The organism is Halomonas sp. SCS19 (genome assembly GCF_040147015.1).
GTDB classification, from domain to species: domain Bacteria; phylum Pseudomonadota; class Gammaproteobacteria; order Pseudomonadales; family Halomonadaceae; genus Halomonas; species Halomonas litopenaei.
Window position 1 is genome coordinate 2,823,832 of record NZ_JAMSHN010000001.1, and the last position, 14,719, is coordinate 2,838,550.

The 14,719-nt window shown below is 63.5% G+C and carries 13 protein-coding genes; 9 read left to right on the top strand and 4 right to left on the bottom strand.

Annotation, left to right across the window (positions count from 1 at the left end):
* The first annotated feature begins 47 nt into the window (after positions 1 to 47).
* The 6 genes from ubiD (at position 48) to NFH97_RS12415 (ending at position 4,941) form a co-directional block, all read left to right on the top strand.
* Positions 48 to 1,541: a 4-hydroxy-3-polyprenylbenzoate decarboxylase gene (gene ubiD / locus NFH97_RS12390; protein ID WP_045991170.1), complete on the top strand. Its 1,494-nt coding sequence runs from the start codon at positions 48 to 50 to the stop codon at positions 1,539 to 1,541.
* Positions 1,538 to 2,317: an NAD(P)H-flavin reductase gene (locus NFH97_RS12395; protein WP_108132291.1), complete on the top strand. Its 780-nt coding sequence runs from the start codon at positions 1,538 to 1,540 to the stop codon at positions 2,315 to 2,317. The genes ubiD and NFH97_RS12395 overlap by 4 nt, the downstream gene beginning before the upstream one ends.
* On the top strand, positions 2,314 to 3,027 hold the full coding sequence (gene folM / locus NFH97_RS12400; protein ID WP_349624881.1) for a dihydromonapterin reductase: 714 nt from the start codon (positions 2,314 to 2,316) through the stop codon (positions 3,025 to 3,027). The genes NFH97_RS12395 and folM overlap by 4 nt, the downstream gene beginning before the upstream one ends.
* An 81-nt stretch (positions 3,028 to 3,108) precedes the next feature.
* A complete protein-coding gene (locus tag NFH97_RS12405; protein ID WP_181248593.1) occupies positions 3,109 to 3,264 on the top strand; it encodes a hypothetical protein in 156 nt (51 codons plus the stop codon).
* Between the two features lie 113 nt (positions 3,265 to 3,377).
* Positions 3,378 to 3,545 carry a hypothetical protein gene (locus NFH97_RS12410; RefSeq protein ID WP_253028473.1) on the top strand — a complete coding sequence of 56 codons (168 nt, stop codon included), beginning with the start codon at positions 3,378 to 3,380 and terminating at the stop codon, positions 3,543 to 3,545.
* Between the two features lie 316 nt (positions 3,546 to 3,861).
* Positions 3,862 to 4,941 (top strand): 3-deoxy-7-phosphoheptulonate synthase, encoded by a 1,080-nt coding sequence (locus NFH97_RS12415; protein WP_108132293.1) that lies wholly within the window; start codon positions 3,862 to 3,864, stop codon positions 4,939 to 4,941.
* 203 nt (positions 4,942 to 5,144) lie between these two features.
* Here NFH97_RS12415 and NFH97_RS12420 read toward each other — a convergent pair whose 3' ends face one another.
* A complete protein-coding gene (locus NFH97_RS12420) occupies positions 5,145 to 5,780 on the bottom strand; it encodes a transglycosylase SLT domain-containing protein (protein ID WP_108132294.1) in 636 nt (211 codons plus the stop codon).
* 231 nt (positions 5,781 to 6,011) lie between these two features.
* Entirely contained in the window at positions 6,012 to 7,028 is a 1,017-nt protein-coding gene (locus NFH97_RS12425; protein ID WP_349624882.1) for a LysR substrate-binding domain-containing protein, read from the bottom strand.
* 30 nt (positions 7,029 to 7,058) lie between these two features.
* Here NFH97_RS12425 and NFH97_RS12430 point away from each other — a divergent pair, with 30 nt between their 5' ends.
* Together NFH97_RS12430 and NFH97_RS12435 are read left to right on the top strand one after the other, a co-directional pair.
* Positions 7,059 to 7,769, top strand: a complete 711-nt coding sequence (locus NFH97_RS12430) for an FMN-dependent NADH-azoreductase (protein ID WP_349624883.1) — start codon at positions 7,059 to 7,061, stop codon at positions 7,767 to 7,769.
* A gap of 235 nt (positions 7,770 to 8,004) precedes the next feature.
* Positions 8,005 to 8,721, top strand: coding sequence for a DUF1989 domain-containing protein (locus NFH97_RS12435; RefSeq protein ID WP_253553606.1), 717 nt, complete (start codon positions 8,005 to 8,007; stop codon positions 8,719 to 8,721).
* Between the two features lie 216 nt (positions 8,722 to 8,937).
* On the opposite strand, the gene NFH97_RS12440 is transcribed toward NFH97_RS12435, so the two are convergent.
* Positions 8,938 to 9,660 carry a hypothetical protein gene (locus NFH97_RS12440; protein ID WP_222570008.1) on the bottom strand — a complete coding sequence of 241 codons (723 nt, stop codon included), beginning with the start codon at positions 9,658 to 9,660 and terminating at the stop codon, positions 8,938 to 8,940.
* A 324-nt stretch (positions 9,661 to 9,984) separates the two neighbouring features.
* Between NFH97_RS12440 and NFH97_RS12445 the strand changes: the two genes are divergently transcribed.
* The gene (locus NFH97_RS12445; protein WP_349624884.1) at positions 9,985 to 12,114 is read left to right on the top strand and encodes a PhoX family protein; all 2,130 of its coding nucleotides are present in this window, start codon (positions 9,985 to 9,987) and stop codon (positions 12,112 to 12,114) included.
* 341 nt (positions 12,115 to 12,455) lie between these two features.
* Here the strand turns inward: NFH97_RS12445 and ppk1 are convergent, their stop codons facing one another.
* Positions 12,456 to 14,678, bottom strand: a complete 2,223-nt coding sequence (ppk1, locus tag NFH97_RS12450) for a polyphosphate kinase 1 (protein ID WP_349624885.1) — start codon at positions 14,676 to 14,678, stop codon at positions 12,456 to 12,458.
* Positions 14,679 to 14,719 lie beyond the last annotated feature (41 nt).

Here is a 14,719-nt window from a genome sequence, read left to right on the forward strand (position 1 = left end):
AGCATGCTATGCTGCCCCTTTTGTGTTCAGGGGAGCGAGGCAATCGCATGAAATATGGTGACTTGCGTGACTTTATCGCGGGTCTCGAGGCCGCCGGCGAACTCAAGCGGGTGACCGCCGAGGTGGACCCCTATCTCGAGATCACCGAGATCTGCGATCGCACCCTGCGCGCCGGTGGCCCTGCGTTGTTGTTCGAGAACGTCAAGGGCAGCGAAATGCCGCTGCTCGGCAACCTTTTCGGCACCCCCAAACGCGTCGCCATGGGCATGGGCCAGGACTCGGTGGAGGCGCTGCGCGAGGTCGGTGAGCTGCTGGCCTTTCTCAAGGAGCCGGAACCTCCCAAGGGCTTTCGCGATGCCTGGGAAAAGCTGCCGATCTTCAAGCAGATTATGAGCATGGGTCCCAAGACCGTGCGCTCGGCACCGGTCCAGCAGCGAGTCTTCGAGGGCGATGAGGTGGACCTGGATCGACTGCCGATCCAGCACTGCTGGCCCGGTGATGCCGCCCCCCTGGTGACCTGGCCGCTGGTGATCACCAAGGGCCCGCACAAGAGTCGTCAGAATCTCGGTATCTATCGCCAGCAGAAGCTCGGCAAGAACCGCCTGATCATGCGCTGGCTGTCCCATCGTGGCGGCGCGCTGGACTTCCAGGAATTCCAGCAGGCGCACCCCGGCGAGCCCTTCCCCGTAGCGGTGGCGCTGGGCGCCGACCCGGCGACCATTCTGGGGGCGGTGACCCCGGTGCCTGACTCGCTGTCCGAGTACGCCTTCGCCGGGCTGCTGCGTGGCTCGCGCACCGAACTGGTCAACTGCGGTCACGCCGACCTGCAGGTGCCGGCGTCTGCCGAGATCATCCTCGAGGGCTTCCTGTACCCCGATGATACCGCGCCGGAAGGTCCCTACGGCGACCATACCGGCTACTACAACGAGGTGGAGACCTTTCCGGTGTTCACCGTGACGCGCATGACCATGCGCAAGGACGCCATCTACCACTCCACCTACACCGGACGTCCACCGGACGAGCCTGCGATCCTCGGGCTCGCCTTGAACGAGGTGTTCGTGCCGATCCTGCGCCGCCAGTTCCCTGAGATCGTCGACTTCTATCTGCCCCCGGAAGGCTGCTCCTACCGCATGGCGGTCGTGACCATGAAAAAGCAGTACCCGGGCCACGCCAAGCGGGTAATGATGGGGGTATGGAGCTTCCTGCGTCAGTTCATGTACACCAAGTTCGTGGTCGTGCTGGATGATGACGTCGACGCTCGCCAGTGGGAGGACGTGATCTGGGCCATCACCACCCGCATGGACCCGGCCCGCGACACCGTGATGGTCGAGAACACCCCGATCGACTACCTCGATTTCGCCTCTCCGGTGGCCGGGCTCGGCTCCAAGATGGGCCTGGACGCCACCAGCAAGTGGCCGGGTGAAACGGACAGGGAGTGGGGCGTGGCGATTGCCATGGACGACAGCATCAAGTCCCGGGTCAGCGAGCGCTGGGACGAATTCGACATTCCTCTCCCCGACAGCAACAAGAGGTCGACATGACGGCAAGGACCCTGACCTGCCAGGTCATCGAGGTCGAGGACCTCACCCCTGACGTGTTTCGCGTGATTCTGGAAGGACGCGCCGAGGCCATGGCCCATGCCCCGGGCCAGTACCTGGAAATGTGCCTGGACGATGACTGCTGGGTGCCCTTTTCCATCGCCAGCCGCCATCGTGACGATGGGCGACTCGAGCTGCATATTCAGCACTGGCCCGAACGCTCCAACTCGGCCCAGCTCAGGGCCATGCTGGTCGAGGCCCAGCACCTGACCGTGCGTCTGCCGGGGGGCGACTGCGTGCTGGATGGTGAAAGCGATCGTCCGCTGACGCTGATCGCCGCCGGTACCGGCTTCGCCCAGATGAAGGCGATCGTCGAGGCGGCGCTCCACGCCAACCCCGAGCGCTCCATCAGCCTGTGGTGGGCGGCCAAGGAACGCCGTGATCTGTACGCCGAGAGCCTGGCCCGGCAGTGGGTCGCCGAGTCCGATAAGGTCAGCTTCCACGCGGTCTGCGAGGAAGGCTTCGAGCAAGGCTTCGCCGACGAGCGGGTGCACGCCCATCATGGCCGTATCGACGCCGCACTCGCCGCCGAGCTTGGCGATGTGTCGGGCCACGACGTCTATCTGTCGGGCTCGCCCGGCATGGTCTATGCCTGTGTCGACGTGCTCGCCTCGCTGGGGCTGGACCCGTCACGGGTGTTCTCGGACGTCTTCGCCTACGCGCCACGCGACCCTCTGGTGCCGGTGGTCGGTAGCCTGGTCGGGGAAAAGCAGTCATGAGCGCGTCGCCGATCCTGATTACCGGTGGCGCCCAGCGTCTGGGGCGTCACTGCGCCGAGCGCCTGGTGCAGGACGGCCAGCCGGTGATCATCAGCTATCGCCGCGAGCGCCCGGAGCTCGAGGCCATGCGCGAGCGCGGCATCGTCACCCTCCAGGCGGACTTCTCCAGCGAAGACGGTATCCTCGACTTCCTCGAGCGGCTCAAGAGCGAGACCGGCGCGTTGCGCGCCATCGTCCACAACGCCAGCGACTGGGCACCGGACAGCGATGGCGAGGATGCCGGGGCCGCCTTCGAGCGGCTGTTCCGTATCCATATGCTGGCGCCTTACCTGATCAACCTCCACGCCAAGGCCTTGCTCGACGCCTGCAGCGAGCCTCAGCGGGACATCGTCCACATGACCGACTACGTGGTGCAGAAGGGCTCGCGCAAGCACGCCGCCTACGCCGCCACCAAGGCCGGGCTCGACAATCTGACGCTGTCCTTCGCCGCGCGTTATGCCCCTGAGATCCAGGTCAACGCCATTGCACCCGCGCTGATCATGCTCAATCAGGGCGATGACGAGGACTATGCCGCCAAGGCCAGGGCCAAGTCGGCGATGGACATGGTGCCGGGGCCCGGGGTCATCTACCAGAGCCTGCGCTACCTGCTCGACAACCGCTATGTGACCGGGACGACCCTGGCTGTGGACGGTGGCCGCCACCTGCGCTGAATCGCCGGCGGACTCGCCTGACCCGAGGAATCCCCCTAGACTCTGGATGACCCTGACAACAACATCACAAGGAGGCGACCCATGGCCCATCACGACGACGACCTGCATGGCGACAGCTCTCACGACGGCTTTCATGACGAAAGCGGATTCCTGACGATCTTTCTCGGCCTGGTGGTGATGGTCGGCATGACCTGCCTGCCGGCGACCATCGGCTGGGTGCAGCTGGCGACAGGCTAGCCAGGGACGTCAGTCGACCATGGTCGACGGCACGGCGCTTTTCCTGCCCGTGCACAGGGGTTGCCATTTGCTCCGGCGCGGGGCAGGATGAAACAAGATTCGAGGAGACACCGATGACCGATCACGCAAACCCGACCCGACCCCGACCCGATGGCAGCGAAAGCGCCCTCGTCGGTGCCGTCGTGGGCTCGGATTGTGTGCATGCGGACGCGGTGTCCTTTTATTGGCCCAGCTTTTCCTGGTATTGGTTTGATACCGGGGCGCTGGTGCGCGAGGCCTGATCCAAGTATCTGGCACTCGCGAGGCGCTCCCCCCCCAGGGCCGCCTCCCAGAACCCCCGGACGGCTGCCCGTCCGGGGGTTCCTTGTTTGTATGGCCAGACGTTTTCACTCAGTAGCACTCACCTGCGAAAGGCAGGCAACCGGAGCAATGACATGACCGCATATCGACTCTTCGCCAGCACCATTTCCCATGGCTATGCCTATGGCGATAGCTGGCGATTTATCGACGCGCGGTCGGCCCAACTGGCCACCTCCGACCGTGAGCGCCTCGGTGGTCGACGCACCCAACGATGTACGACCACACGGAGCTGATACCATGACCGCCAGCCTTTCGCTTGCCACCGCCGACCTCAACGCTGCCGCGACGCAAGAGACCGCCCCCCAGATGACCCTGCCGACCCCGCAGGCGCTCAAGCGCCAGTGCCCACTCGGGACGACCCTGAGCGATCGCGTCGACGCTCAGCGTCAGCAGATCCGTGACATTCTCGAGGGTCGTGATGATCGCCTGCTGGCGGTGGTCGGGCCCTGTTCGATCCATGACCCCAGGTCGGCGCTTGAATACGCCCGGCGTCTGGCCTCCCTGGCCGACAGCATCCGTGATCGAGTGCTGGTGGTGATGCGGGTGTACGTCGAGAAGCCCCGCACCACCGTGGGCTGGAAGGGCCTGGCCTATGACCCGGACCTGGATGGCAAGGGCGACATGGCGCGTGGGCTCGAGCTGTCACGCCAGCTGATGCGCGAGATCGTCGAGCTGGGTCTGCCGGTGGCCACCGAGATCCTGCAGCCGATGATCGCTCCTTACCTTGAGGACCTGCTGGCCTGGGTCGCGATCGGCGCACGCACCACCGAATCCCAGCTGCATCGCGAGATGGCCAGTGGCATCGGCGCGGTGGTCGGCTTCAAGAACGCCACCAGCGGCGACGTCCAGGTGGCACTGGACGCCATGCGCTCGGCCGCCCACCCCCACCAGCACTTCGCGGTGGGCGAGCAGGGGCAGCCGGTCATGCGCGAGACCGCCGGCAACCCCTACACCCATGTGGTGCTGCGGGGCGGCCACGGTGAGCCCAACTACGGGGTCGACGCGGTCGCCGCCGCCAGGAAGGCGCTGATCGGCACCGGCCTGCCGCCGCGGCTGATGGTGGACTGCAGTCACGCCAACGCACGCAAGGACCATCGCCGTCAGAGCGAAGTCCTGCTCGAGGTGCTGGCCCAGCGTCTGGCCGGTGACACCTCGCTGATCGGGGTGATGCTCGAAAGCCACCTGAACGAGGGCAAACAACCCCTGGAGCCCGGCAAGCTGCGCTACGGTGTCTCGGTCACCGACGCCTGCATCGGCTGGGAGACCACCGAACACCTGTTGAGCCTGGCTGCCGAGCGTCTTGCCCAGCAGGGTTGAGCCCGACGATGCGAACGAACCAGACCAGAGGCCCTTTCGGGCCTCTGGTCGTTTATGTCCGGCGTAACTGGCTCGCGTCGCGGGTGGGGACGTGACTCAGCGGCAGACGGGTCATACCTGATAGAAGCTGTCGCAGCGGAATTCCGCCTCGCAGGCCGCCAGTTGGCTGCGGTAGCGGGAAGCATAGTGGGTGGCCACCTGACTCAGCGGCAGAAGGGCCATACCTGATAGAAGCTGTCGCAGCGGAATTCCGCCTCGCAGGCTGCCAGTTGGCTGCGGTAGCGGGAAGCTGTGCTAGCCACCTCCCGCGCCGCGCGTTGCACCGCCGGCTTGGCGCGATAGCTGCCGCGCTGATAGCCTCCCTGGCCTTCGTGGTAGGCCAGGTACAGGTGCTCGGGGTTGGACAGTGACACCCCCGTCATGCGCCGCGTGCGGGCGTTGTACCAGCCGATGAAGTCGGTGGCGTCGTCCATGTCGGTGCGACTGGCGAACAGCCCGCCGGCGGCGTCATCGTATTCGCCCCATACCGGATCCTGGGCCTGGGCATAGCCGTAGGCCGAGGACGGGCGCGTCCACGGAATGAAGCCCAGCAACTTGGTACGTGGCGGCCTGACGTGGCTGCGAAACGACGACTCGCGCTTGATGAAGGCCATCTGGGTCCAGGGGGGCGTGCCCCACTTTTCATAGGAGGCCTGGGTGGCGTCGTACCAGTCAGGCTGCTGGCGAAAGATCTCGCACAGATTGTCCTGATGGCTCGGCGGCGCCGGGGCGAAGGCGGCGCAGCCGCTGAGAGTAACAAGCGCCGCGGCAAGCACCGTAGTGAGTAGAGCAGACCGCATCCCTGGCATGGCCCGTTTCACAACATTTTCCCGTTTTAGTGATATCGCCCCCAGTATGCCCTCCCGTGCAGTGTCGGGTCATCCTCACATGTCCCACCGGCTGCTTCGGGTCATCGGAGAGGGGGCGATGGGGCGAACGCCTTCGATGTTCGATGACGTCTGAGTTCGATCATCCAGCGCCACGCTCAAGGCCAGGACGGTCATTTCTTGCGGGAAGGCAAACGGGTTGCATCAAGGTGCCTGTTGTTCGCCTATGGTAGCGGTTGCCGCTGAAAACGCCTGTTGAAGCCAGACCACCACCTTGTCGAGGATGGCATTGTCGGACATTGTTTGGCTCCTGATCAGGTGGTAGTGCAGTCCCGGTAGAAACGGGCCGAATGGCACCTCCAGCACACCACGAGCGATCTCATCCTGCACCAGGGTCAAGCCCAGCAGGGCCACGCCCTGACCGGAGATAGCGGCCTGGATCGCGTGACTTTCTTCGGAGAAGGCGAGTCGAGGCCCCAGCACGGCAGGGGTAGACCCCAACGCCTGACACCACTGAGCCCAGCCGGGCAGGCCAAGGTTCGGACAGTACCAGTCGAAATCGATATGACGAACACCCCTGAGGTCGTCGACGCCAGCCAGCTGGAGTTGCGGGCTGGCGACCAGGGCAATGCGATCGGTCGCCAGGGTCACCACCTCATGGTCCGGATAGGGGCCCATACCGTAACGAATCGCCAGGCGGGTTCCATGCGTCAGATCAAGCACGCTCTCGCTGGCATGGATATTCAAGGCGATATCGGGATTCGTCGAATGAAAGTCGGTCAATCGAGGAAGCAGCCACTGGCTGGCGAAGGCCGGAGTGCAGGAGAGGGTGACGCTGGCGGGTGTCGTTCGCTTGAGCAGACTTTCCAATGCCTCGGCGAAGGCGTCAAAGCCCTGGCGTAGCACGGGAGAAAGCTCCGTTGCCGCGTCGGTCGGGATCACCTGGCGGGTGCGACGCTCGAATAGCGCTACGCCGAGCCAGCTTTCCAGTTCCCGTACCTGGTGGCTGATCGCGGCGGGCGTTACCGCCAGCTCTTCAGCCGCCCCCTTGAAACTACGGTGACGTGCTGCCGCCTCAAAAGCACGCAACTGCGAGAGTGGTAGTCGGCGTCGTTGCATCGCATCCCTATGGATAAAAAATTTTTGTGCATCTGCAAAGAATAGATCGTTTGTCGGCCCGAATCGATTGGAAGATTCTGTCGTTCGTGCTCCACCAAGCATGAGCGGTACTAATCCCAAAGGAGAATCTTCATGGCTACACTGTTGCACCTTGATGCCAGCGCACGCTCCGGACTTTCCGGTAGTCAACCCCACGGATCGCATTCGAGACGCCTCAGCGCCCACTTCGTCACACAGTGGCAACGGGCACGTCCTGACGACAGGGTCGTCTATCGCGATGTCGGCCAGCAGCCGCCTCGTCCTGTCACCGGTGATTGGATTCATGCCGCCTTCACCAAGCCGGAAGCGCGGGATAGGTGGATGCACGAGGTTCTCGCGGAGAGTGATTCCCTGGTCGACGAACTGCTCGAGGCGGATCTGATCATCGCTGGCGTCCCGATGTACAACTTCGGCGTTCCGGCCGGATTCAAGGCTTATATCGACAATATTGTGCGAGTCGGGCGGACTTTCGGCTTTGATCGCTCCCGCCCAGGCTTGCCCTACTGGCCGATGCTGAGCGCCATGGGCAAGCGCTTGGTGGTGCTTGGTGCACGGGGTGACTATGGCTACGAGCCTGGTGAGCGAATGGAGCACACCAACCACGTCGAACCACACTTGCGTACCGTTTTCGCCTATCTCGGCATAGAGGAGTTGCACAGCATCGCCGTGGAGTATGACGAGTTTGCCGGCGAGCGGCTGCAGCAGTCTCTGATTCAGGCGGAGCAACGCGTTGAGGCGTTGGTCGACAGGCTGGCGGCCAGTCTGGACGTTCCTCGCGTTGTTTCCGATCCAGTCTCGGGGTGAGCGCACCTCCGTGACCGCTTCTACGATCGTCCCCTGCTGGGTACCAGATGCTCGGCAACAGATGTGATTCCCTGTCCAGCAAACGTCTGTATTGCAGAACTTGAAATAAGAATAGTCTCGCGGGATGAGAAATTTGCGCGTCTCGCCGTCAGAGGGCCGATGTGGTGAGAGGGAGTGTCTGATTTCCAACAATGTATTCTTCATGATAAGTCGGAAAAATCAGTGAGCGAGGTGGATGATGGGTGGTTATATAAGTAGAGATAGGGAGCCTGATCTGGCGGCTTCTTTCGGTGCGCTGGAAGAAAAACAGTTGTCAGTGAGCCAACCGCTTGCGCGCAATGGTGTTCTGCAGCCAGGAAAGGTCTATTTCATTCCCGCGAGGTGTGGCGCTGCCGTTGTACTGGAAAAAGGGCAGATGCTTACGCTGATTAACGTAAGTGGATTGCAGGTCTGCGATATGTGGGCTTTCAATACGAGTGATCCAGACGAATTTCTATCCATGGAACATACTCGAACCCATCTTGGGCGCTTGGTGCCGGTTGTCGGTGACAGTATGGTTTCCAATAGAAGAAACGAGATGCTGGAACTAGTGGAAGATACTTCGCCTGGGGTGCATGACACATTGATTGCCGCCTGCGATATCAATCGCTATAGACAGCTTGGCGTAAGCGAATACCATGACAACTGTGTTGATAATCTTCGAATGGCATTGCTTGCCATCGGCAAGGAGGTTTCGCATGTTCCATCACCATTCAATGTGTGGATGAATGTTCCACTTGATGGTGATGGCTCACTGACATTTGTGCCACCCGTGGCCAAAAGAGACGACAGGATCGTGTTCAAGGCAATGATGACCTGTTGCGTAGTCATGTCATGCTGTCCCCAAGATATTACGGCGGTCAACGGAGTTGGTAGCCAAACGGAAAGTATAGGAGTCATGCTCGGAGATTGAAGAAACACGGGATAGATGGCGATGCACTGCAACTCCGCCGCCGGCGCTAAAGGTTCTCATTCCGTCGAAGGTAAACTCCAGCCTTTGCGCTCCGGCGGCATCCGGCTCGTCATCGCTCACGATATGACTTCAGCATTCCCTCTCGTCGCTTCAAACGCCTCTACACGTTTTTTGGGCCAGTGGCAGCGAAGTTTAGCGATAGCGATCACGCTGCCTCTACGCGGGCTCGGGCTTCTTCTCCCTAGGCTGACCCTCACCTCCGATGTCCGAGGGCACCAGTGGCAGGTCCTCGGGCAGGTGGCGGGCACAGAAGTCCAGGCAGTCGAGGCCGTTGACGGCCTGGGGGGCCAGTGGACAATTCCATGGCGACTCGCGCAGCACTTCCGGAAGATGGTCGCTCAGGTCCTCCATGTCCTGACTCTTGGGCCAGCACAGCCAGCGCTCCCGTTCAGGGGTCTCGGGGTGGCGCCACTTCAGCATCCAGTCGTCGCCCCAGGGCAGTACGCCCAGGGTGTCGGGTTCGGGCGGCGGCAGACCCTGGAAGGCGCTGGCCCACCAGCGGGGCGAGAGGTGATGGCGTCCCAGGCGTCGGCTGCACTGGGCCAGCAGGGTACGCTGCACCACCATGACATCCAGGGCGCTGTCATCACGATAGAGCACATGGAGCGCGAGAGTGTGCGGTATTACGCAAAGCTCCCGCTCAACCAGTTCATCCAGTGACTCCCTGCTGTCGACCTCCTCGGCCAGGGCGCCGTCCAGCGTTACCAGGGTGACCGATTGTGGCGGTATGACGAGACAACAGGGAAGTGCCTGGTCGAGGCATGAAAGCGATTGGACATTGGCGGCGCTGCCCCGGTCGAGGCTCTGTTGATCGACACAGTGGACCCAGTACCAACGAGGCTCGGGATCTTCGTCGGCTGAAGGGGCGCGTTGGGGCATAAGAAGTATGCGCTGATGTCGGTGTCCCAGATTCCACATGGTTCTGGTCCTGTCGATAGCGATTGTTGGTGCACTGTGTCGACGAGCGAAGCCATTTTCTTTCACCAACTGTTACTCTTTTTACAATAGCGCTACTTCCTGTGCTCTGCGTCAACCTCGTCTATCGTCATACGAGTGTCATCTGGACTACCTAGTGTTGTCGGCGGACCGCCGTCGCCCCTGTGATCGACTTTCCCCTCCGATACCCGAGGCCGGCAACAGTGACTGGCACCGACAGCCCACGCCTTGACGGCGAACAGAGGGCTGCAAGAAGAGGACTGCGCAATGAGCAAGGAAATTGAAGATCATCGTCTGTTGAACCCCAGCCGTAATGAACCCTTCTCCTCGGTGCTCGACCGTCGTCTTTCCCGGCGAGGGGTGATGAAGGGTGGCATGGGCATGGCGGCCATGACCATGCTGGGAAGCTTTGGTCTCTCGGCCTTCGCCAACGAGCCGTCGTCAGGGATGGCCAAGACGCCGCTGGCGCTGGCCTTCGAGTCGATTGCCGGTTCGCGCAGCGACGCCGTGGTGGTGCCGCCGGGCTATACCGCCCAGGTGCTGGTGCCCTGGGGTACGCCGCTTGACGACAGCGCGCCCGAATGGAGCGAGGATCTGACGATGACGCCCCAGGCCCAGGCGGCCAGCGTCGGCATGCATCACGACGGCATGCATCCTTTCGCGCTGGATGAGAGCACGGCCTCCGAGCGCTTCCTGCTGGTGATGAACAACGAATACATCGACGAGAACGCGCTGTGGGCGCCCCAGGGCGGCCCTACCAACATGACCGAAGGCAAGCGTCCGGCGGACGAGGTGCGCACCGAGATCAACGCCCACGGGGTGACCGTGGTCGAGGTGAAGAAGGACGCCGATGGTCGCTGGAGCCACGTCAAGGGTTCCGCCCATAACCGTCGCTACACCAGCGCCACCCCGATGCACCTGTCAGGGCCGGTGGCGGGCAGCGACTATGTCAAGACCAGGTATTCCCCGGGCGGCACCCAGGCTCGCGGCACCAACAACAACTGTGCCCACGGCTACACGCCCTGGGGTACCTACCTCACCTGCGAGGAGAACTGGCCGGCCTACTTCGTCAAGAACGAAGGCCGTACCCTGGACGATGACCGTCTTGGCATCGCCAGTGGTCGCGGACGCTACGGCTGGGAGACCGCCGCGGGTGATGACAGCGAACGCGACGACGAATTTACCCGTCTGATCGGCGACCCCGTCGCCGACGACGCCAGCGGTGACTACCGCAACGAGCCGCGTCAGTTCGGCTATATCGTCGAGATCGACCCCTATACCGGCAGGCAGGCGATCAAGCGCACGGCGCTGGGCCGCTTCCGCCACGAGGGCTGCTGGCCGGGCAAGCTGGTAGCAGGCGAGCCGGTGGTGTTTTACTCCGGTCACGACTCGCGCAACGAGTACATCTACAAGTTTGTCTCGGAGGCGGCCTGGGACCCGGCGGATGCCATCGCTCCCGGCGCCGAGGCCGATCGCCTGGCGATCGGTGACAAGTACATGGACAGCGGCACCCTTTACGTCGCTCGCTTCAACGCCGATGGCAGCGGCGAGTGGCTGCCGCTGACGCCGGACGCTTCCACCCAGGATGGCCGTACCCTGGCCGAGGCGCTGGAACTCGACGCCGATGACCTGGCCGGGGTGATCATCCACACCTGTGATGCCGCCGACCTGATGGGTGCCACACCGATGGATCGCCCTGAGTGGGGCGCGGTGGACCCGTCCACCGGCGAGGTCTACATGACCCTGACCAACAACTCGAAGCGTACCGAAGACGGCACCGAGGCGACCCTGACCGGCGACGGCGACAACATCACCGCGCTGGGCAACGGCTACGCCACGGCACCGGTCAATGCGGCCAACCCGCGGGCGAACAACGAGGCCGGTCAGATCATCCGCTGGCGCGAGGGCAGCGATGCCACCGCCTTCGACTGGGAGGTATTCGTGTTCGGTGCCGCGGCCAGTGACCAGAACAACCTGTCCGGGCTGACCGCCGACAACGAATTCGCCAGTCCCGATGGGCTCTACTTCGATGAGCGCGGCGACGGCCAGGGCATCCTGTGGATCCAGACCGACAACGGCTACGAGGGCGTCACCGAGAGCACCAATGACCAGGTGCTGGCGGTCGTGCCGGCGGAGCTCGAGCGTGCCGATGGTGCCGCCGCGGTGATCTCCGGGGCCAACCAGGACAAGCTCAAGCGTTTCTGCGTGGGCCCCAACGGCTGCGAGGTCACTGGCATCTTCCCCACGCCGGACAAGACCGCGCTGTTTATCAATATCCAGCATCCGGGCAACTGGCCGGCCAGTGACGACGCGACCCAGGCGTCTGATGCCAGCGTGCGACCGCGCGCCGCCACGGTGGTGATCCAGCGCGAAGACGGCGGCCAGATCGGCGTCTAGGACGTGTCCGAAAGGTGCCGGCTTGCGTCGGCCTTTCGGGCAACCTCCAGGGGCGTTCTCTACGTCTGACGTCTTGCGCCGCCCCAGCACCCCGGCTCCCTTTTCAGGGAGCCGGGGTGTTTTTTCTAGGGTCTGGGTGTCCAGGGCTGGATGATCGGCAGCCTGAAGCGGGAGGCGGTTGGTCCGGGAACCGCTTGGGGCGGCCAAGGCGCAGGTCGCGCGGCGTCCGGCAGCCGTCAGGACACATGACGACAACATGAAAAGCCCCTCGCCAGCGTCGCTGGCGAGGGGCCTGGGTGGTGTTATCGACGCGCCGATGGCGCGTCAATGCGGGGCGTTACTCAAGCGCGAGCGGCGTAGGCGTACAGCAGCGTTTCCTGGGCGGAGATCGGTGCGGCCTCGCCCGGATCCTGCTTGATGTAGGTGCCGTCGGCCTGCAGCAGCCAGCTCTGGCAGTTGTCGACCAGGTAGGTCTCGAGGTCCTTGCGCACCCGGGCGGCGAGCTTCTTGTCGAGCAGCGGGAAGCAGGTCTCGACCCGATGGAACATGTTGCGCGCCATGAAGTCCGCGCTGGAGCCCCATATCTCGGGCTTGCCGTCGTTGTGGAAGTGGAACACCCGGGTGTGTTCGAGGAAGCGACCGATCACCGAGCGCACCCGGATATTCTCGGAGATACCGGGCAGGCCGGGGCGCAGGCAGCACATGCCGCGGATGATCAGGTCGCACTCGACGCCGGCCTGGGAGGCGCGGTAGAGCGCCTGGATCAGCTTGGGTTCGGTCAGCGAGTTGCACTTGACGATGATATGGGCGCGCTTGCCCTTGCGCGCGTAGCTTGCCTCCCGCTCGATCATTTCCACGACCCGTTCGTGCAGGGTGAAGGGGGCGTGCAGCAGCTTCTCGATCTGGCGGGTGCGGCCCATGCCGGACAGTTGCTGGAACACCTTGTGCACGTCGGCGCACAGCACAGGGTCCGCGGTGAGCAGGCTGTAGTCGGTGTAGAGCTTGGCCGTCTTGGAGTGATAGTTGCCGGTGCCGAGATGAGCGTAGTGGCGCAGCGCGCCCTTCTCGCGACGCACGATGTGCATCATCTTGGCGTGGGTCTTGTAGGCCATCACCCCGTAGATGACGATGGCGCCGGCCTCCTGCAGGCGCGAGGCCAGCGCCAGGTTGTCGGCTTCGTCGAAGCGGGCGCGCAGTTCGATGACCACGGTCACTTCCTTGCCTTGGCCGGCGGCTTCGACCAGGGCGTTGACGATGGGTGAGTCGGCACCGGTGCGATACAGCGTCTGCTTGATCGCCAGCACGTCGGGGTCGCGGGCGGCCTCGCGCAGCAGGTCCTCCACCGGGGTGAACGACTGGAAGGGGTGGTGCAGCAGGATGTCGCCTTCCTGCATCGACTGCATGATGGAGTTGGGTTGCTTGACCTGCTTGGGCACGCCGGGGGTAAAGGAGCGGTACATCAGATCGGGTCGGTCGGCGTCACCCAGTACCGACATCATGCGGGTCAGGTTGACCGGGCCATTGACCCGATAGAGGTCACTGGGTTCGAGCTGGAACTGCTTGATCAGGAAGTCGGAAAGCTCCTCGGGGCAGTTGTCGGCCACCTCCAGGCGCACGCCGCTGCCGTAACGCCGGGCCAGCAACTCGCCGCGCAGGGCCGAGGCCAGGTCCGAGACTTCTTCGGGATCCACCGTCATGTCGGCGTTGCGGGTCAGACGGAACTGGTAGCAGCCCTTGACCTTCATCCCCGGGAACACCTCGTCGGCGTGGGCGTGGATCATCGACGACAGGAACAGATACTCGGTGAAGCCTTCCTCGCACAGCTCTTCCGGCAGCGCGATGACCCGGGGCAGCGAACGTGGCGCCGGCAGGATGGCGAGGCCGCCCTCGCGGCCGAAGGCGTCCTTGCCCTCGAGCTCGACGATGAAGTTGAGGCTCTTGTTGACCAGCCGCGGGAAGGGGTGCGAGGGGTCCAGCCCGATGGGACTGACCACCGGGATGATCTCGGTGGAGAAGTAATCATGGACCCACTTGCGCTGCTGCTTGGTCCAGTCCCCACGCCGACGGAAGCGGATGTTGTGGGCTTCCATGGCAGGGATCAGCTGCTCGTTGAGGATGCGGTACTGACGCTCCACGTGCTCGTGGGCGATCTTCGAGATCTCGTCGAGCACCGAACGCGGGCTGCGGCCGTCGGCACCGGTGGTGTCGTCGCCCAGGGCCAGCTGGCTCTTCAGTCCGGCCACCCGGATCTCGAAGAACTCGTCCATGTTGGAGGAAAAGATCAACAGGAACATCAGGCGGTTGAGCAGCGGGTGCGCCTGGTCCAGCGCCTGTTCCAGCACCCGGATGTTGAACTGCAGATGCGACAGCTCGCGATTGAAGTAGAGGCTCGGGTCAGTGAGGTCGGCCTCAGGGTCCGGCATTGCCTTGGGCTTGATGCCGGTGCGCGTCTGGTTAAGGCGCGGCACCGGGGTATCGGCCTGGGGCGCGTCGCTCATCGAGACGTCGGACTTGCCCAGGGTCGCATGTTCAATCGTGGCGTTGTCGCTCTGCGCGTCTTCCATGGTGGTTCCTCATCGGGGCTCGGGAAGGGCGCCGCTCCCTC